This is a genomic window from Myxosarcina sp. GI1(2024) (assembly GCF_053543375.1).
In genome coordinates, this window is the sequence record NZ_JBKGTY010000007.1 from 96,186 (window position 1) to 114,273 (window position 18,088).

The 18,088-nt window shown below is 41.9% G+C and carries 15 protein-coding genes; 6 read left to right on the forward strand and 9 right to left on the reverse strand.

Annotated elements, in window-relative coordinates:
* Positions 1-36: 36 nt before the first annotated feature.
* The 6 genes from ACLFKQ_RS22040 to ACLFKQ_RS22065 form a co-directional block, all read right to left on the reverse strand.
* Complete coding sequence (locus ACLFKQ_RS22040) at positions 37-432, reverse strand: transposase (RefSeq protein WP_449001707.1); 396 nt, start codon at positions 430-432, stop codon at positions 37-39.
* 39 nt (positions 433-471) lie between these two features.
* Entirely contained in the window at positions 472-1,173 is a 702-nt protein-coding gene (gene urtE, locus ACLFKQ_RS22045; RefSeq protein ID WP_449001867.1) for an urea ABC transporter ATP-binding subunit UrtE, read from the reverse strand.
* Positions 1,160-1,915: an urea ABC transporter ATP-binding protein UrtD gene (gene urtD, locus ACLFKQ_RS22050; RefSeq protein ID WP_449001868.1), complete on the reverse strand. Its 756-nt coding sequence runs from the start codon at positions 1,913-1,915 to the stop codon at positions 1,160-1,162. Before urtD ends, urtE begins: the two co-directional genes overlap by 14 nt.
* 16 nt (positions 1,916-1,931) lie before the next feature.
* The gene (gene urtC, locus ACLFKQ_RS22055) at positions 1,932-3,002 is read right to left on the reverse strand and encodes an urea ABC transporter permease subunit UrtC (protein ID WP_449001869.1); all 1,071 of its coding nucleotides are present in this window, start codon (positions 3,000-3,002) and stop codon (positions 1,932-1,934) included.
* 84 nt (positions 3,003-3,086) lie between these two features.
* A complete protein-coding gene (gene urtB / locus ACLFKQ_RS22060; protein WP_449001870.1) occupies positions 3,087-4,034 on the reverse strand; it encodes an urea ABC transporter permease subunit UrtB in 948 nt (315 codons plus the stop codon).
* 136 nt (positions 4,035-4,170) lie between these two features.
* Positions 4,171-5,541, reverse strand: a complete 1,371-nt coding sequence (locus ACLFKQ_RS22065; RefSeq protein WP_449001871.1) for an ABC transporter substrate-binding protein — start codon at positions 5,539-5,541, stop codon at positions 4,171-4,173.
* Between the two features lie 698 nt (positions 5,542-6,239).
* Between ACLFKQ_RS22065 and fmdA the strand changes: the two genes are divergently transcribed.
* On the forward strand, positions 6,240-7,436 hold the full coding sequence (gene fmdA / locus ACLFKQ_RS22070; RefSeq protein ID WP_449001872.1) for a formamidase: 1,197 nt from the start codon (positions 6,240-6,242) through the stop codon (positions 7,434-7,436).
* 179 nt (positions 7,437-7,615) lie between these two features.
* On the forward strand, positions 7,616-7,918 hold the full coding sequence (locus ACLFKQ_RS22075) for an FmdB family zinc ribbon protein (RefSeq protein WP_449001873.1): 303 nt from the start codon (positions 7,616-7,618) through the stop codon (positions 7,916-7,918).
* A gap of 32 nt (positions 7,919-7,950) precedes the next feature.
* Here the strand turns inward: ACLFKQ_RS22075 and ACLFKQ_RS22080 are convergent, their stop codons facing one another.
* The gene (locus ACLFKQ_RS22080) at positions 7,951-9,738 is read right to left on the reverse strand and encodes an ABC transporter substrate-binding protein (RefSeq protein ID WP_449001874.1); all 1,788 of its coding nucleotides are present in this window, start codon (positions 9,736-9,738) and stop codon (positions 7,951-7,953) included.
* A gap of 251 nt (positions 9,739-9,989) precedes the next feature.
* On the opposite strand from ACLFKQ_RS22080, the gene ACLFKQ_RS22085 reads away from it, so the two are divergent.
* The 3 genes from ACLFKQ_RS22085 to ACLFKQ_RS22095 all read left to right on the forward strand — a co-directional run bounded on the left by ACLFKQ_RS22085 (position 9,990) and on the right by ACLFKQ_RS22095 (position 13,519).
* The gene (locus ACLFKQ_RS22085; protein WP_449002022.1) at positions 9,990-11,102 is read left to right on the forward strand and encodes a Gfo/Idh/MocA family protein; all 1,113 of its coding nucleotides are present in this window, start codon (positions 9,990-9,992) and stop codon (positions 11,100-11,102) included.
* Positions 11,103-11,190: 88 nt separating this feature from the next.
* Positions 11,191-12,585 carry an aromatic ring-hydroxylating dioxygenase subunit alpha gene (locus tag ACLFKQ_RS22090; protein ID WP_449001875.1) on the forward strand — a complete coding sequence of 465 codons (1,395 nt, stop codon included), beginning with the start codon at positions 11,191-11,193 and terminating at the stop codon, positions 12,583-12,585.
* Positions 12,586-12,658: 73 nt separating this feature from the next.
* Positions 12,659-13,519 (forward strand): alpha/beta fold hydrolase, encoded by an 861-nt coding sequence (locus tag ACLFKQ_RS22095; protein WP_449001876.1) that lies wholly within the window; start codon positions 12,659-12,661, stop codon positions 13,517-13,519.
* Positions 13,520-13,567: 48 nt separating this feature from the next.
* On the opposite strand, the gene ACLFKQ_RS22100 is transcribed toward ACLFKQ_RS22095, so the two are convergent.
* Entirely contained in the window at positions 13,568-14,791 is a 1,224-nt protein-coding gene (locus ACLFKQ_RS22100) for an ATP phosphoribosyltransferase regulatory subunit (RefSeq protein ID WP_449001877.1), read from the reverse strand.
* 338 nt (positions 14,792-15,129) lie between these two features.
* Here ACLFKQ_RS22100 and ACLFKQ_RS22105 point away from each other — a divergent pair, with 338 nt between their 5' ends.
* A complete protein-coding gene (locus tag ACLFKQ_RS22105; protein ID WP_449001878.1) occupies positions 15,130-16,761 on the forward strand; it encodes an alpha-D-glucose phosphate-specific phosphoglucomutase in 1,632 nt (543 codons plus the stop codon).
* 115 nt (positions 16,762-16,876) lie between these two features.
* Here the strand turns inward: ACLFKQ_RS22105 and ACLFKQ_RS22110 are convergent, their stop codons facing one another.
* Positions 16,877-17,836: a hypothetical protein gene (locus ACLFKQ_RS22110; RefSeq protein WP_449001879.1), complete on the reverse strand. Its 960-nt coding sequence runs from the start codon at positions 17,834-17,836 to the stop codon at positions 16,877-16,879.
* Positions 17,837-18,088 lie beyond the last annotated feature (252 nt).

The window sequence follows — 18,088 nt, forward strand, 5'->3', positions numbered from 1 at the left end:
CATGTAACTTGGTACTAAATCCGCCACAAGAACCTCCTAAAGAGTGTTTTTCTGACCCCCTTTTGCTCCTGCTGCACAGGGATGAGCACGAATCATGGTGCTATCGGGAATTAAACTTTCTAAGTCAGCAGAGTGGGACATTTCTTGCAAGAGACGATGCCAAACTCCCTTCTGACACCAACGCCGATATCGTTTGTAGAGGCTGTTCCAGTTGCCAAAACGTTTGGGTAATTCACGCCATTGAGCACCTGTGCGAGTAATCCAGAGAACCGCATTCAGAAAACGACGACAAGCTTTGGGGTCTTTGATACGGATGTCTTGTTGGTGGCTCAGAACAACGAAAATTTGCTGCCAAGCAGAATCGTCCAACTTAACACGAGATTTCATGAAGAATTTTTTGACTAAAATCAGCAACTTCAGGTACTTTCTCATCTTTGCCTCTTTACGTCAACAGAACCTATGAAATTTACATTAAACGGTTAAATATTTGTGCACTATAGTATCGGTTAGCTCGGTAGTATCACCTTTAGCTACAATTGAACCTTTATCCATGATGAAGAATTTTTGGGCTAGCTGACGGGCAAAATCGATTTTTTGTTCGACGACAATTACGGTAATACCTTTCTCACGGTTGATTCTTAGTAGCGTATCTTCAATTTCCTGAACTATTGAAGGCTGGATTCCTTCTGTCGGTTCGTCTAACAGCATTACCTGAGGATTGCACATTAATCCCCTAGCGATCGCCAGTTGTTGTTGTTGTCCGCCGCTGAGTAAGCCTCCCTGACGCTTGAGGTGTTCTTTGAGCATGGGAAAAAACTCAAAGATTTCCGAGGGGATACGCTTGCTGCTTTTACCGCTAGCAGTAAAACCCAACTTTAAATTATCCAACACCGACAGATAGGGAATAATTTCTCTACCTTGAGGAATGTAAGCGATACCGTAACGCGCTCGTTTGTAGGTAGGAGCTTTAGCAATATCTTTTTGATTGAAAAACAGGCTACCTTGAGTTAATTTATTCAGTCCAATGATGCTGCGTAACAAAGTAGTTTTACCGACTCCGTTACGACCCAATAGGCAAACTATATCTCCTTGGTTAACTACCATATTGACATCAAACAACACGGGGGTTTGTCCATAGCCAGCAGTAACATTTTTTAATTCAAGCAGCGACATCGATTTTTTCTCTTCCTAAATAAACTTTAATTACTTCGGGGTTATTTTGAATTTCCGTTACCGTGCCTTCGGCTAGTTTTGCTCCTTGATGCAGCACGATAATTCTTTCGGCAATTTGTTTGACAAATTCCATATCGTGTTCGATGACGATAACTGCATGGTGGTGGGCAATATCTTGAATAATTTCTCCCGTAGCTCTGGTTTCTTCAGGAGTCATGCCTGCGGTCGGTTCGTCTAACAAGACTACCGTAGGATCTTGGGCGATAGTCATCCCAATTTCAATCCACTGTTTTTGTCCGTGAGAAAGAGAACCTACTTTAGTACCGGCGTATTCGAGTAACCTAATGCGATCGAGAATGTCGATTATACGGTCTTTTTTGGCTTTGGTTAATTTGGCAGTAATTGAAGCTAAAATACCGTGGGCTCCTTTGAGAGCGAGTAAGATATTTTCAAAGACGGTTAATTCGTTATAGACGTTGGGATTTTGAAATTTGCGACCGATACCCATACGGGCAATTTGATAAGGGTTTTTATTGGTAATATCTTTTCCTTGGTAGTAAACATGACCCGCAGCAACGGGAGATTTAGAAACGATCGCATCCAGGAGGGTGCTTTTGCCCGCACCATTGGGTCCGATAATCGTGACAATTTCGCGATCGCCAACTTCGAGATTGACTCCTTTGAGTGCTTTAAAACCAGAAAAGACGACCTGTAAATCTTTAACCGAGAGAATAGAGTCCATAGTTATTACCATTAAGTTATTTAGCATGGGATTTACGAGGGAACAATTTGGCGACAGTGCCGACCAAACCATCGGGAATAAACAAAACTACGATCAATAACAAGATGCCGACAATTAATTGCCAATCTTGAGTAACTTGTTCGGCAGAATTTTGAATTTGTCCCAATAAAATTGCGGCAATTAAAGGACCGATCAGAGTTCCCCTGCCGCCAATTGCTACCCAAATAACTACCTGTGTGCCAAATGCTACGGCTAAATATACTGGAGAAATAAATCTGTTGAGAGGAACGAACAAACCTCCAGCAATCCCTGCAATTCCCGCCGATAGCGTCCAAATAAAAATTTTGAAGCTGGCAACGTCGTAGCCTAAAAAGGCGATACGCTTTTCATTTTCTTTAATCGATCGCAAAATCAAACCAAAGTTGGACTGAGTCAACCACCAGCTACCGATTAAAACCGCAGTGGTAAAAATAAGAATCATCCAGTACAAACCAATTAAGGGAATATTGGTACCAAAAATACTCAGTTCGGAAACGTCGGTAATGCCGTTGGTACCCCCCGTATATGCCTGCTGACTGACAAAAAAGGTGGTCAACGCCGAAGAAATCGCCAGGGTAATAATAGTAATGTAGACACCGCTTACTTTAGAGCGAAAGATAAACCAGCCGATTAGATAGGCAAATACGGCAGGAACGGCTACCATGGCGATCGCTGCGATGATGAAATATTGTAAGGGGGCGATAAACCAGGGTAATTCTTCCAAACCATTCCAAACCATAAAATCTGGTAATGCTACCCCGTAAGTATTAGCTTCGGCAGAAAGATTGAGCTTGAGATAATAAGCCATGGCATAGCCCCCCAGGGTAAAAAATACTCCGTGGGCAAAACTGAGAATTCCCGTAAATCCCCAGACTAAATCGAGAGATACGGCTAAGGTACCGAATAATAATAATTTAGCTAATAAAGAAGTTTGAAAATTACCGATAAAAAACGGCAAAATCGCCATAATTATAAAAATAATTGCTGTAACTATGGCTAGCTTAGTAGGGGCTTGGGATTTTTTGGCAACACCAATGGTTTGGGTCATAATTTGTCCGATCTAAAAATCTATATTTCTGTAAAAGCTATATTGCTTGAGGGCAAGCAGCCGCTCGCCCCTACGGATAAAAAATTATCCTCGCTTTTGAACGGAAAATAATCCTTCTGGTTTGTAACGAATCAAGATTATTACCGCAGCCAGCACGATGACTCTGGCGGTAGGATCGTTGAGCAGATAGGCTATAACCGCATTCGATTGACCAATCACAACAGCACCTGCTAAAACTCCAATCAAGCGGTCGACACCTCCGGTTACTACCGTCATCCAGGCATCGACTAAGTAATCTTGTCCCATGGGCGGTGCCACGCTTTTGAGCGAAGAAATAACTGCCCCGGCAATTCCTGCTAAACCACAGCCATAAGCAAAGGTAGCCATATCTACCAAGCTGGTATTGACTCCCAAGCACTGTGCCATACTGCGATTTTGGGTTACGGCTCTTACCTGACGACCTAAATTAGTTTTATAGAGTAAGAAACCTGTTAAAGCTAGCAGTGCCAGTGCAACGAAGAAAATAAACAGACGGTAATAGGAAATAGCGATGGTAGGAGTACCTTGAGCATCAGTTAATAAAGTTAAGTTACCCGAAATATAGGAAGGTGCTCTAACGTATTTTAGTTGAGCGGTAAAAATTAGTTTTATTACCCCCTGTAAAACGATACTCAGACCCCAGGTTGCCAATAAAGTTTCTAGAGGGCGACCATACAAACGCCTGATAATAGTGATTTCTACTAAAGCTCCGATCGCAGCGGTAATGATAAAGGCAAAAGGAATTGTCAGCAGCAGATCTAAATTAAAAGCAGACTGCAACATGAAAGTAGTATAGGCACCTAGCATGATAAATTCACCATGAGCTAGGTTGATGATTCGCATTACGCCAAAGGTAATTGCTAAGCCTAAACCAGTCAGTAATAAAATACCGACAATACCGATACCGTTAATCAACTGATTGGCTAGAGCAACGATACTAAACTCCTCTGCTGCTTGGGCTAGATAATAAACAGGGAATAAATAAGAATACATATTATTTAGTTATCGGTTGTTAGTAGATAATTATTAGTTCTTATTAGCAAACAAATGGTTATCAGCAAACATTATTGTCGATCCCGAAAATAGCTATGGTTTTTGACTGATAATATTGCCGATAACCGATAGTCTTTTAAGTTTTTTCTAAATATTTAGTCTCTAGGTCTTTACCCGTTTCTTTAATTGGATTTTCACGTTCGTCAGGTTTTCCGTGGATGCAAACCCGACCTGGATAGAGAACTTGACTCCAGGGAATTGGTTTGACTGCCGCAGGTGTGGAAAAGACAATTTCTGCTTGTCCGTCAGGTCCCCATCTACCGATACGGGAATAGAGATAGGTGTGATAGTTGTCGGGATCGATTTTTACCAGACCTTGAGGTGCTTGGAAGGTTTGTCCCCTTGTTGCCTCTCTCAAAGTTTTGGTATTGATTTCTCCTCCATTTTGAAGAATGTCTCGCATTGCCTGAGCCATAAAGAAAGTCTGAAGATACGCCGCTTCCATGACCCCATTGGTAACGCGGTTTTGACCGAACTTTTCTTTAAACTGTTCGACGAAGGCTTGGTTTTCTGGGGTATCCACAGTTTGGAAGTAGTTAAAGCTAGTGTAGTGCCCTTCAGCATACTCTGGTCCCATCGCCTGAATTTCTTCTTCGGTAGTGGGATAAGCCATAATCGGAATCTGCTCGGCAGTAATTCCCGCATCTCTATACTGACGGTAGAAAGCAGGAATACTATCGCCTACAAGATTGCTCAGAACAAAATCTGGTTTGGCTTGCTTGATTTTGTTGATGATGGTGATAAATTCGGTAGTTCCCAAGGCTGCATATTCGTCTCCCACTACCTGACCGCCTAATTTCTCTAGTTCTGCTTTGGCGATGCGGTTACTTTCTTTGGGATAGATATAGTCCGAACCGATAAAGAATCCCCTAGGACCAAAGTTTTCGTAGGAATAGGGAATCGAATCGGTAATTTGTTGGTTGGGAGCAGCGCCAGTGTAGAAAACATTAGAGCTACATTCGTTGCCTTCGTAGTATACGGGATAGTAAAGAATCGAATCTTTCTCCTCAAAAACTGGCAATACCGATTTACGACTGGCTGAGGTGTAGCATCCTAGAACGCAAACTACCTGGTCTTCGTCGATTAGGCGTTTGGACATTTGGTTGTACAAATCCCAGTTAGAGTCGGGGTTGACGACTACTTTTTGAATCTTTCTGCCTTCAATCCCTTCGCCATTGCCTTCCCAAGGACCGGTATTAGTATTAATTTGTTCTAAGGCTAAGAAAGTAGCGTCTTGCAAAGATTTTTCTACAATTGCGATCGTGCCCGTAGTGGAGTACATCACTCCCACTTTAATCGGATTTTCTCCTAAGTCTTCATCCCCGGTGCTAGTAGCATCTCCAGAACAAGCCGCGAGAACACCCGCACCTACGGCTAAAGAACCATATTTAATAAATTTACGACGACTATAACCGCCAAATATTGAAGAAGCTTTTGGTTTATTCATAAAGATAACTGTAGTTTAATTGTTTTAAAAATCAGTTTCGTTGCGATTGAATTAATCTAGTTCGTGAATGCTAAGCATTGCTTGGATTTCGATATCTTTGTCGAGCTGGCAAAAGCTGCTTTTGAATTATATTTAATTTAACAAATACTACTAAAGTAGCGCTGAGTCAAGCCAAGATAGCTTTTAATCTACATAAATCTCACCTCTTCAATTAAAACTTGCACACGACAAAACCCAGAGAAAATTATCTCTAAGCTCCTGTAAACACAAAAGTTCTATCTATAGACAGAAGCATATACTTGCATTCACATCTATTTTGTAATTTTTAATACAAAAATTAATTTTTTAGCAGTCTTTTTGGTAATAGTTGTATTACTAAACTTTACTACTTACGGCGATTAGACTCGGCGCTCGGAGTTTAACCCTAACTTAGCAGACAAAATTGTAACTATTTTTACTTTTTATTTTGGCAAAAGCAGAAAGAATAAAAACTCAAAAGCAATATTGACACTAATTAAACTCAAAAAAAGAGTTTTATGGTTAAAAAGCTGAAATATTTGTTTAATGTAGGCTAAACCATATTTCAGTTAAAAGCGGCTCTCAATCGGCTAAATCCCATTCTTATAGTATTCATTTGTAATGAAAAATATTGCTTAACTTGACCTGCTAAACCACAATAAATAATTAAAAGCAAGAATATGCCAGAAACTCTCTTCAAAATCGACTTAACTAAACCGATGGCAGAGCAGGATGTTCCAGGACACAATCGCTGGCACCCCGATATACCTGCAGTAGTATCGGTCAAACCAGGAGATATCTTTCGAATTGAATGCAAGGATTGGACAGATGGACAGATTGCCAATAATGACGATCCCAGCGACATCGAGACAGTAGACTTAAATCTAGTACACGTTCTCAGCGGTCCGATTCGGGTCGAAGGGGCACAACCAGGAGATATTCTGGTGGTAGATTTATTAGATATTGGTGCCCTACCCGGCGATGAATGGGGTTTTACAGGCATTTTTGCCCGTGAGAATGGCGGTGGTTTTTTGACCGATCACTATCCTAAAGCCGCTAAAGCCTGCTGGGATCTCCAAGGTATTTATACCAGTTCCCGTCATATTCCAGGAGTGCGTTTTGCAGGCATCACCCATCCTGGTTTAATTGGCTGTGCCCCCTCGATGGAATTATTGCAAACATGGAACAAACGGGAAAAAGCTCTGGTAGATAAAGGCAATGAAGGTGCTCCCCCTTGGAAACCTGAAATTCCCCCTTCTGCCACTCTGCCTAACCCTACACAAGCAGTCTTAGGCACTCTCAAAAGTTCCGAATTCGATCGCGTCGCTGCCGAAGCCGCCCGTACCGTACCTCCTAGAGAACATGGCGGCAATTGTGATATCAAAAATCTTTCTAAGGGTTCGCGAATTTATTTTCCTGTCTATGTAGACGGTGCCAATTTATCGATGGGAGATATTCACTTTTCTCAAGGTGATGGAGAAATTTCCTTCTGTGGCGCAATCGAAATGTCGGGATATATCGACCTACACGTAGACATTATCAAGGGCGGTGTAGAAAAATACGGCATGGTCAACCCTATCTTCAAACCAGGTCCAGTCGAACCCCGTTACTCAGAATATCTAATTTTTGAAGGCATTTCTGTAGACGAATTTAGTGGCGAACAGTATTACCTCGATGCTCATGTATCTTATCGTCGCGCTTGCTTGAATGCGATCGAATATTTGAAAAAATTTGGCTTTACTGGAGAACAGGCATATTTGTTACTCAGTTGTGCGCCGGTAGAAGGAAGGGTTAGTGGAATAGTAGACATTCCCAACGCCTGTTGTACCCTAGCTTTACCTACCGAGATTTTCGACAAGAATATCTTACCGACTTAGGCAATCTTGCTCTTCTCGAACTTTATAGTTGGTTTCTGAGTTTTATTCAGTTTGGTAAATTTAGCCCCCCAAGTTGGGGGGAATATAAAGGAAAAGTTTTCTAGTTTTAGCCAATGTAGTAAGCGCGTACGTAAAGTCGTATTGTGTTTAGCCTCTACCAGATAATTAATAGTCGATCGATGTTAACTAAAAATATGCCTATCTACGAATTTCGCTGTCATGACTGTGGAGAGTTTGAAGCATTACGCAGTATAGCCGAATCCAACGCACCCATAAATTGTCCTCAATGTAGCAAAGCCGCACTAAAAATTTTTTCTGTACCCAATGTCAATCTCAATTCAGGTAGTTTGTTGTCAATTAATAATAATTCTTCCGAACCAAAATTGGTAAAACGAGAAGTCAAAAAACCAGCCAAACCCAGGTATCAGAGCGCAGCTAGTAGTAGACCTTGGATGGTTTCTCATGCGCCACCAAGATATTAGTCGATTGTCGAACCAAAACCAACGCTTGACAACTATTGAACTATCTTGATTTCTTCCAAATTCCAGAACGCTCCACCCAAAGCGGAGTATTCAATTCCTTGATATTTATTCCGTACTGCACCCAAAGCTAAAGGATTGACTAGATAGATAATCGGAGCTTTGTCGCTAACTATTTGCTGAATTTCTGCATATATAGCCTTGCGCTTTTCTCTGTCTAATTCTTTAGCTCCAGCTATAAAAAGTTCGTCTATTTTTGCTTCCCAATCGGCTACTATTCTACCTTCAATTGGCTCTTGTCCCGCCGTCGGTTTTTGATTGAAAAAATGTAAATTACCATCGACAGACCACAAATTTGCTCCACTATTGGGTTCGTTGCCACCAGTAAATCCTAAAATAATTGCTTCCCAATCCAAAGAATCGCTTAGTTTACCAACCAAAACATTAAAATTGACAATGCGAAACTTAACGTCGATACCAATTTGAGCTAAATCTGTTTCAATCTGATTGCCCATTGCCTCGCGAATTTTGTTACCAGAATTAGTATATAAAATAAAGCTGACGCGATTGCCTTCGCTATCTAAAAGTTGTTGCTTATTGTTATATTTAAATCCGGCTTTCTTTAATAGCTGTCGGGCTTTTTCTAGATTGTATTCGTAACCTTTTAAATCCTCGTAATAAAAAGGAGATTGTACTGAAATAGGAGAATTTTGAAGTTGACCCAGTCCTCGATAAATATTGTTGACCATTCGCGGACGGTTAATGGCATAAGCAACGGCTTTTCTAAAATTAAGATTGTTAAACCAACGAGATTTAATCGGATCTACTAGAGGCTTACTGCTTTTCTTTCCTTGGTTGAGATTAAAAGTAATAAAATTGGTACCGTAATCGGGTCCGCCATTATAGATAGTAAAATTCCCTTTATCTTCTTCTTTTTTGAGTAACGAAAAAAATTCAGGATAGACACTAACAGAGTCTAAACCACCCGAACGAAACTGCAAGAGAAAAGTATCGGTGGACTCGATGATTTCCCAAATCACTTTCTCAATATAAGGAATGTCTTCATTCACTATATTTTTCTTCCAATAATATGGATTTTTTTCAAAAATCAACCTTTGGTTGGTAACGTAATTTTTGAGTTGATAAGCACTATTGGCGACAATATTTTCAGGTGAAGCATCTATCGTCCAAGTAGATAAAAATAGCGGTTTGCCATTCGGGTCTTTATTTTCTATCGTTGGTTGTAAAATATGTTTGGGTAAGATTGACAAACCTCCTGTGGTGTTGAGAAAGGGCGCGAAAGGTTCGGGGATGGTAAATTCAATTTGTAAGTCGTTGAGTTTGCGAACAGTCGGTAATGCTTGACTTTCTCCAACGCGAATAACATCTCTAGCACTGCTGGGAATTTCTTCGTTGAGGTAGATCTGGTTATAGCTGAAAACCACATCATCTGCAGTTAGTGGCTTTCCATCCGACCACTGTAAACCTTTTCTCAGGGTAAAAACAATCCGTAGATTATCTTCGGAAATTTCCCATGATTCGGCTAAAGCGGGTTCGGTTTTAGCTGTAATGGGATTTTGCGTAACCAAGCCATCAAATAACATATCGCCAACGCTACTACTAGTGGCATCTGTAGCGAGAACGGGGTTAAAAGTTTTCGGATCGCTGAGAATTGCTTGAACTAATTGGGGGACGTTTTCGGCATTCGTCCTAAAATCAGCTGGATTGCAGCTTGTAAGAGATAGAATCGTAGTTATAAGAGCGATCGCGGCGATCGCCCGTCGGTAAATTACCTTACTAAAAACACTTAAAAAATTAAACACTTTCAACGCCAAGTAGTCCCAACATTACCTGATGAAAGTATAAACCCTACTAACTCAATTCGCGATCGATAGATGAAAAAAAAACGTTTGGCTTGAAAACAGAAGAAAAATCAGTTTGAATTTAGACTCTTTGCTACCCGTCTGCTTTCTGGTTTGGTTTAACCCATCAATTAAAAATTTGCCGACCAATTATTGATGCTTGCCCTTAGCGATCTATGATAATTGTTAGAGAATTGCTAACTAAAATTGTGATGACTTCAGGTAAACAAATTGGCGTAGCCGTAATTGGAACGGGTTTTGGCAAAAAAGTACACATTCCAGGTTTTCAAAATCATCCCCGCACGGAATTAGTGGCGGTATACAATCCCAATTTAGGTAAAGCTAAAGCGATCGCCGACGAGTATAAAATTTTGTATGCTTATAATGACCTCGATAAAATTTTACGTTTGCCTGAAGTTGACGCAGTAAGCATTTCTACGCCGCCCTTTTTACACTACGAAATGGCAAAGCGGGCATTAGATGCAGGAAAACACTTGCTCTTAGAAAAACCGATGGCGATGAATGCTACCGAAGTTAGAGAACTATATCATTTGGCAGGAAAACGAAACTTAGTAGCAATGGCCGATTTTGAGTTTCGCTTCGTTCCTGCCTGGCAGCTACTCGCCGAACATCTTCAAGAAGACTATACGGGCAAAAAAAGACTGATTAAAATTGATTGGCTGGTAACCAGTCGCGCCAATCCCAAACGTACTTGGAACTGGTATTCCCAAAAAGATGCTGGCGGTGGTGCCTTGGGTGCAGTGGGTTCCCACGCTTTCGACTATATCAACTGGCTATTTGGTTCTGTCTCCAGGTTGAACGGTTATCTCAATTGCGCCATTATCGAACGTCCCGACCATCAAGACGGTAAGATGAAACCAGTCGATGCTGACGATATCTGTTTGATTATGCTGGAATTGGCTGACGGTACGCCCTGTCAATTATCGGTTAGTTCTGTGATCTACAACGGCAGGGGGCATTTTGTAGAAATTTATGGCGAAGAGGGAACGTTAGTTTTAGGCAGCGATAATCTCAAAGATTACGTTCACGGTTTTCGTCTCTTTGCCGCACCTGCCGGTAAGCCGCTCAAAAAAGTCTCGATTCCCAAGCGTTTGGATTTCACCGAAGTTTTTAGCGATGGTAGGATTGCACCATTTATTCGTCTCGTCGATCGCTTTGTAGAATCAATCGATACGGGTAAGTCTCTGGTTCCTTCTTTAAAAGAGGGAGTTTACTCTCAATTATTGATGGATTTAACTCATCAATCCGATCGCAGTCGTAGCTGGGTAGACGTACCAGAGTTAGATGAATTTATCGGTCGATAGACTTCTAGGGCTGAGTGGCTCCGGTTTAAAATCCCGTGTAACAATAATTAATAACAGAAGATGAAATAAAGTTAAAGTTAGATTCGGGATGACCACAACTGCGATCGCAAGCATAAATAACGAACTGCTTCCTGGAGGAGACGATCCGACCAGATTCGCTCCTCAAGAAGCATGGTATCCAATTTATTATCTAGAAGACCTAGACAAAACCAAGCTCGCAACCTTTACTTTATTAGAGACCGACCTAGTTATCTGGTGGGATGAGTCGGCTAATTCTTGGCGCGTCTTTGAAGATCGCTGTCCCCATCGTCTAGCTCCTTTAAGTGAAGGCAGAGTTAACGAACGGGGATGGTTAGAGTGTCCCTATCATGGCTGGGCTTTTGCAGGTTCGGGAGAGTGTAAATTCATTCCCCAACAGCCGGAACCAGAACGGGGAACGTCTTCACCTAGAGCCTGTGCTACTTCTCTGCCAGTGGCGATCGCTCAAGGAATCTTATTCGTCTATCCAGGCACGCCGGAAAGAGCTGCTAAAACTGCAGTTCCCATCGTTCCTCCTTTAGAAGAATCCTCTGATGAGTGGGTGTGCTTGGATACTTTTAGGGACTTGCCTTACGACGCTCTCACTTTGCTAGAAAACGTTATCGATGCCAGTCATATTCCCTTTACCCATCATCAAACTGTCGGCGATCGCTCTAATGCTGCCCCAGTTGATTTAGAAATAACCCAATCTGGCAAACATGGTTTTTGCGGGCTCTGGGAAGAAGGACCTCGTAAAGGTAGTTTGGGAACGCAATACACTACTTTTGTCGCTCCTGGTTTAATGTGGCACGATTTGACCTCAAAACAATTTGGCAGAACACTGACGGTAGTTTATGCCACTCCAATTAGCAAAGGAAAGTGTCGTTTATTTGCTCGTTTTCCATTCAAATTTGCTTCTTCTTTGCCACGTTTTTTCATCAAACTATCCCCTCGCTGGTACTCTCATCTCAATCAAAATGGAGTCCTCGAAGACGATCAAATTTTTCTGCATTATCAAGAACGATACTTGGCAGCATTAGGAGGTAGCGATAACTATACCAAGGCGTTTTACTTACCGACTAAAGCCGATTTATACGTTTCTGAACTGCGTCAGTGGGTCAATCTGTATCGTGCCACTCCTTTCCCCAAGGCTAACTTTTCTGCCCCTCTATCTAGAGAACAATTGCTCGATCGCTTTTCATCCCATACGGTTAACTGTGCTAGTTGTCGGCAAGCTCTTAAAAATATTCAGCGCCTGAGAACTCTGGCTGCAGTAGTAGCGGTAATAAGCTGGGCGATTATGCCATTATTGCTGGTATTGCTCGGATCGGTAAAAATTGCGTTTATCGGTGGTTTGACTTTACTAGTTTTGATTTCTAGCTTTGCTTGGTGGAGACTGGGCAAGTTAGAACGAAGGTTTTATCGAGGGCAAGATATACCACCACGCAATTTACCTCCAAAATAAGCGTTTATAATTTTAATTAATAGTTGCTATATGGGAAGATAATAATAGATTACAATACGATCCGATAACGAGTATGCCATCTATTAAGTTGTTGGGAGTATCTCACCAATACGAACTGACTCCACCCGTGTCTGACTCCCAACTTCCCGTATTAGTTTTTATTCATGGTTGGCTTTTGAGCCATCGCTACTGGCAACCTATGATGGAACTTTTACAGCCAAAATTTCAGTGCTTGCGATATGACCTGAGAGGCTTTGGAGATTCTGCACTTAAAACAGCGGATAATCTCGAACGCAGTTATAGTTTGGCTGCCTATGCTGAGGACTTGGAAGCTTTATTAAAAGAATTAGAAATCGATCGCGCTTGGTTAATCGGGCATTCTTTAGGTGGTAGTATCGCTTTGTGGACTGCAAGTCGTTGTTCGAAACGAGTTGAAGGAGTAATTTGTCTCAATTCTGGTGGAGGAATCTATTTAAAAGAAGACTTCGAACGTTTTCGCAATGCGGGTAAACGGTTGGTCAAATTTCGTCCCCGTTGGCTGCGATATTTTCCTCTAATCAATCTATTATTCGCCAGAATGATGGTAACCCGTCCTCTCTCACTTGATTGGGGTCGTCAAAGAATCATTGATTTTACTAAAGCAGCTGAATCAGCCGCCTTAGGAGCATTATTAGATTCGACTACAGAAGCCGAAGTACATTTGCTACCTCGTCTCGTCGCCCAACTGGAACAACCCGTTTATTTTATTGGCGGGGCAAATGACAAAATTATGGAATTTAAATACGTCAATCATTTGGCTAGCTTTCACCCTCTGTTTGCAGAAGACAGAAGTAATGTCTTCGAACTCCCCGAATGCGGACATCTAGCAATGTTAGAGTGCCCCGAAAAAATTGCTGCGATCGCTATTGATACATTAAAAAAGTATGGATATTAATTAAGCTAAGAGGCAAAGTTAACTTTCTACTTGCTACCAAAGCGTTTACTAAGCCGGGGAAAGCTTTTCGATACGGCTATTACCATCTGCTCCTACCCAGACTAAGCTTGTAATGCGACAAGTACGAGCATAGTCTTTAATTTGGTCTGGAGAACGTCCCCCCAAATCTACTTCAACTCTAACTAGATCTTCTCGCTGACGAAGTTGACGGGCATACTGAAAGGCAAGAGCTCGAGCTTCTCTAGCTTCGGGAATAACTAACCAGTCAATTGCAGGAGTTTGTCGGGGAAGTTTGTCGGTAGAAAGCAAACAGGAATGTAAATCTTCAATATTAAACGAAAAACCTACCCCTGGAGAGCTGTTCCCTTGAGGATGATATAGTTCTAAAAGGCGATCGTAACGCCCGCCTTCGCCTAAGATATAGGACTGAGAACCCTGAAAACTAATCGCTTTAAAAATAATTCCCGTATAGTAGTTAAAAGTCTGTAATAAGCTGAGGTCGAGAACTAAGGGTAAAGGATGAGAACTACTATTTTGAAGTAGTTCGATTAAAGACTTAAGATTTTTTACCGTAGCTAGTGCCGAATCGTCTAAGTCCAAACTAGCGACTTGAGCCAAGACATCCTCTGGTTTCCCTCTTAAATCGAATAGGAATAAAGCTCTGGCTTTTAAAGCAGGTTCGAGAGGAAGTTTTTGTAAGGCAATGCGGTCTAAATTAGCAATACATTGACCTACCTGCTGTCTGAGAGATTGGGGAAAAACTGTCAACAGCGATTGCGTTAATTCTGCTTCTCCTAACAGAATCGTCCAATCTTGTATTCCCAAACCCTGCAAACAGTTTACCAGTAGCAAAAGGATCTCGGCATCGGCTAAAATTCCCCCGGCAAACAATAATTCTACTCCAGCCTGATAAAATTCCAGTTGACGACCGCGATCGCTATGTGGCGAATTGCGAAAGACATTGGCACGATAACAAAGACGTTGGGGATAAGTATCTCCTGCCATGCGCGTCACGGCAGCGCGAGCGATTGAAGCGGTGAGTTCGGGACGCAAACCTAAAGTTCTCTCCGACTCATTGAGTACCTGAATCACCGTAGCAGGTTCGACCGCGCCACCAGCAGTTAGGGTATCGAGCCATTCTAGTGTAGAAGTAACGATACGTTGATAGCCCCATTGGCGAAATATTTGTTGTAGCCGGTCATTTATCCAACGTTTTTGCTCTACTTCTAGAGGTAATAAGTCTCTCGTCCCTGCAGGTGGTTGATAGATCATTGTTAAGAATCAACAGTGCATACTCGTGTCATCTTATCTGAATTTAGCTCTGTTCCGAGCAATCGTTTTTCTGATAGATGTACGCTCTTAAGCGATCGCATTAAATTAAACTCAATCAGCCAAAATATCGACCAATGATAAGGTTAAGAATATAGGTAGTAGTTGATAACCTGCCAATTGCTTCCGACCTGTAAAATTAACTTTATATTTTCCTAATGTTAACTGCTGTTGTAATTTTCTAGCAGCATTAAGTATAGCGGTCTTCTTGAAAATTATTGCAATTAGGAAGTATCAAGGACTGGCGATCGCCAATCAAAGCTGTAATCTTAACTAGTTTTATGGATATTCGTACTGTTTCTACCACTCCCTTCTCCGACCAAAAACCAGGAACTTCTGGACTGCGTAAATCGGTAGAAGTTTTTCAACAACCTCATTACTTAGAAAACTTCATTCAAGCAATTTTTGATGCCCTAGAAGGCTGTGAAGGACAAACTTTAGTCTTGGGTGGTGACGGACGCTACTATAACCGCCAGGCAATTCAAGTCATCCTCAAAATGGCTGCTGCTAACGGTATCGGGCGTATTTTAGTAGGCAGGGGTGGCATTATGTCTACTCCTGCGGCTTCCTGCATTATTCGTCAATACAAGGCATTTGGCGGCATTATTCTTTCTGCCAGTCACAACCCAGGCGGTCCTGATGGTGACTTCGGAGTTAAATACAACGTTACTAACGGCGGTCCCGCACCAGAAAAAGTGACCAGCGCGATTTACGAGCGCACTAAAGTTATCGACAGCTATAAAATTTTAGAGGCTGACGATCTCAATTTAGATCGGCTAACGGTAACGCGCCTTGGTGAAATGGGCGTAGAAGTTATCGACCCCGTCGAACCCTATGCCCGTCTGATGGAATCTTTGTTCGATTTTGACCAAATTCGCCAACTAGTCAAGCGAGACTTTCGGATGTGTATCGACTCGATGCACGCCGTAACCGGACCCTATGCCCGAGAGCTATTCGAGCAGCGTTTGGGTGCAGCATCGGGTACGGTACGTAATGGCGAACCTTTAGAAGACTTTGGCGGTGGACACCCCGATCCCAATCTAGTTTACGCTCATGACTTAGTAGAAATTATGTTTGGTAAGGATGCACCAGATTTTGGGGCGGCTTCCGATGGCGATGGCGATCGCAACATGATTTTGGGTAACAATTTCTTTGTCACTCCTAGTGATAGCTTAGCCGTATTAACTGCTAATGCCAGTCTCGTACCGGGATATAAAGATGGCTTATCTGGAGTGGCGCGATCGATGCCTACTAGTGCCGCAGTAGACCGAGTAGCGGAAAAACTAGGTATAGAATGTTACGAAACTCCTACGGGATGGAAATTCTTTGGCAATTTACTCGATGCAGGCAGAGCGACTCTTTGCGGCGAAGAAAGCTTTGGTACCGGTTCTAACCACGTCCGCGAGAAAGATGGACTCTGGGCAGTCTTATTCTGGTTGAATATCCTTGCTGCAACTGGTAAATCTGTAGAAGCGATCGTCCGCGATCACTGGAAAACCTATGGACGCAATTATTATTCCCGTCACGACTATGAGGAGGTAGACAAACAACACGCTACCGAATTGATGAAAAGATTGGAGAGTATGGTAGGAGAAATGAAGGGAAAAACCTTCGGTAACTATACTGTCGAATATGCCGACAACTTCAGCTATCACGATCCCGTAGACGGAAGCGTCAGTAAAAATCAAGGCATTCGGATCGGCTTTAGCGACGGTTCGCGTATTGTCTTCCGGCTTTCGGGTACGGGAACTAAAGGAGCAACTTTACGTTTATACCTCGAAAGCTACGAACCCGATGCCAGCAAACACGACATCGATACTCAAACGGCTTTAAAGCCTCTAATTGATATTGCTCAGGAAATCGCTCAGATTCGAGAATATACTCAACGCGACGAACCTTCTGTAATTACCTAATCCTATTTTCAATTAATTGGGACGTTGGCAAAACGTCCCCATATTTTCATCGAGAGAAATTTAGCTCATTGCCAAAAAAATTTTTTCTCCTAGAATTGCCTATATTTTGAACTGCTTAAAAAGGAATCTCAACTCCAAAGCTAGATCTAAAATTGCCATCGCGATCGAAATTTCCGTCTAATCTTAACGAACCAAAACCAGCTTTGGTTCTCCAGAAAGCACTGCTTCCAGTCCAATTAGTCTCATTATCGACATTGGCACTCACTCCTAACGAGCCAATAGCCGTATCCGCACCGAAATTTATGCTTCCGCCAGTAAAACTGGTATGCTCGTCAAAGTTACCGCTTACCCCAATCGAACTAAATAGGATTTTGGTTTTTAAGAAAGCACTACCACCGACAAACCTAGTTTGGTCATCTATCCTAGCATTAGCACCAAATGAGCCGATATCGGTTTCGGTGGTCAGGTTAGCCGTACCGCCTGTAAAGTTAGCGCGATCGCTGAGATTGGCACTAACACTTAAAGAACCAAAAGGAGTTTTGCTCGCTAAATTAGCATTGCCTCCTGTAAAACTAACGCGATCGCTCAGGTTAGCATTAATATTTAGAACACCAATAGGAGTTTCCCTAGCTAAATTGGCAGTTCCACCGACAAATCTAGTTTGGTCGTCAATTTTGGCATTAACGTTTAGAGCACCAACTCCAAGGTCTTTTTTCCAAAAGGCATTTCCTGCTTGTAAATGAGCGCGTTCGTCAAAGTCGCCATTTATTCCCAGCTCTCCTACAGTTGTTTTGGCTTCCCATCCAGTACTTCCTGCAGTAAATTCTCCTCGATCGCGGATAAATATTTTATCTGTGGTTAAAACGAAAGAGGCGGTTTTGGCAAAATCAAAATAGTTATTGAGAGCTAATTGATAAGCAAATTGATTTGTAGCGTTAGAGTTAAAATATGTTTTTCGCTCTGCTAGCACGATCGCCTGCTCTCTAGGAGACAAGGCAAAATTTTCATGTATTTGCACGGTTGCGAGAAAATTTAGCTGTGCTCCCAAAAAAGTTTCCGCTGCAATTAACCACATAATAAATAAAAATAAATAACTTTAGCTATATCTATTTTTATGTTTCAATTTTTAGTTTATTGCTTTGCTAGCAGTTAACGCTGCGATCGCTCTCACCTTAAATATACAATAAAAAATTACTGCTGTGGCAGCGAGTCGGAAACAGTCAAAAGTAGGGCAGTAGAAAGTTAGTTAATCCATTCTAGGCACTAGCTAAGTTCGAATCTTTAAAGAAACTTTCAAAATCGGGTTTTTCTTTAGGAAAGTAGAAAG

Coding starts and splice junctions, on each gene's coding strand:
- ACLFKQ_RS22095 (WP_449001876.1), top strand. CDS start 12,659: ATGCCATCTATTAAGTTGTTGGGAGTATCTCACCAATACGAACTGACT.
- ACLFKQ_RS22100 (WP_449001877.1), bottom strand. CDS start 14,791: ATGATCTATCAACCACCTGCAGGGACGAGAGACTTATTACCTCTAGAA.
- urtC (WP_449001869.1), bottom strand. CDS start 3,002: ATGACCCAAACCATTGGTGTTGCCAAAAAATCCCAAGCCCCTACTAAG.
- urtB (WP_449001870.1), bottom strand. CDS start 4,034: ATGTATTCTTATTTATTCCCTGTTTATTATCTAGCCCAAGCAGCAGAG.
- fmdA (WP_449001872.1), top strand. CDS start 6,240: ATGCCAGAAACTCTCTTCAAAATCGACTTAACTAAACCGATGGCAGAG.
- ACLFKQ_RS22075 (WP_449001873.1), top strand. CDS start 7,616: ATGTTAACTAAAAATATGCCTATCTACGAATTTCGCTGTCATGACTGT.
- ACLFKQ_RS22090 (WP_449001875.1), top strand. CDS start 11,191: ATGACCACAACTGCGATCGCAAGCATAAATAACGAACTGCTTCCTGGA.
- ACLFKQ_RS22105 (WP_449001878.1), top strand. CDS start 15,130: ATGGATATTCGTACTGTTTCTACCACTCCCTTCTCCGACCAAAAACCA.
- ACLFKQ_RS22085 (WP_449002022.1), top strand. CDS start 9,990: ATGACTTCAGGTAAACAAATTGGCGTAGCCGTAATTGGAACGGGTTTT.
- urtD (WP_449001868.1), bottom strand. CDS start 1,915: ATGGACTCTATTCTCTCGGTTAAAGATTTACAGGTCGTCTTTTCTGGT.
- urtE (WP_449001867.1), bottom strand. CDS start 1,173: ATGTCGCTGCTTGAATTAAAAAATGTTACTGCTGGCTATGGACAAACC.
- ACLFKQ_RS22065 (WP_449001871.1), bottom strand. CDS start 5,541: ATGAATAAACCAAAAGCTTCTTCAATATTTGGCGGTTATAGTCGTCGT.
- ACLFKQ_RS22110 (WP_449001879.1), bottom strand. CDS start 17,836: ATGTGGTTAATTGCAGCGGAAACTTTTTTGGGAGCACAGCTAAATTTT.
- ACLFKQ_RS22040 (WP_449001707.1), bottom strand. CDS start 432: ATGAGAAAGTACCTGAAGTTGCTGATTTTAGTCAAAAAATTCTTCATG.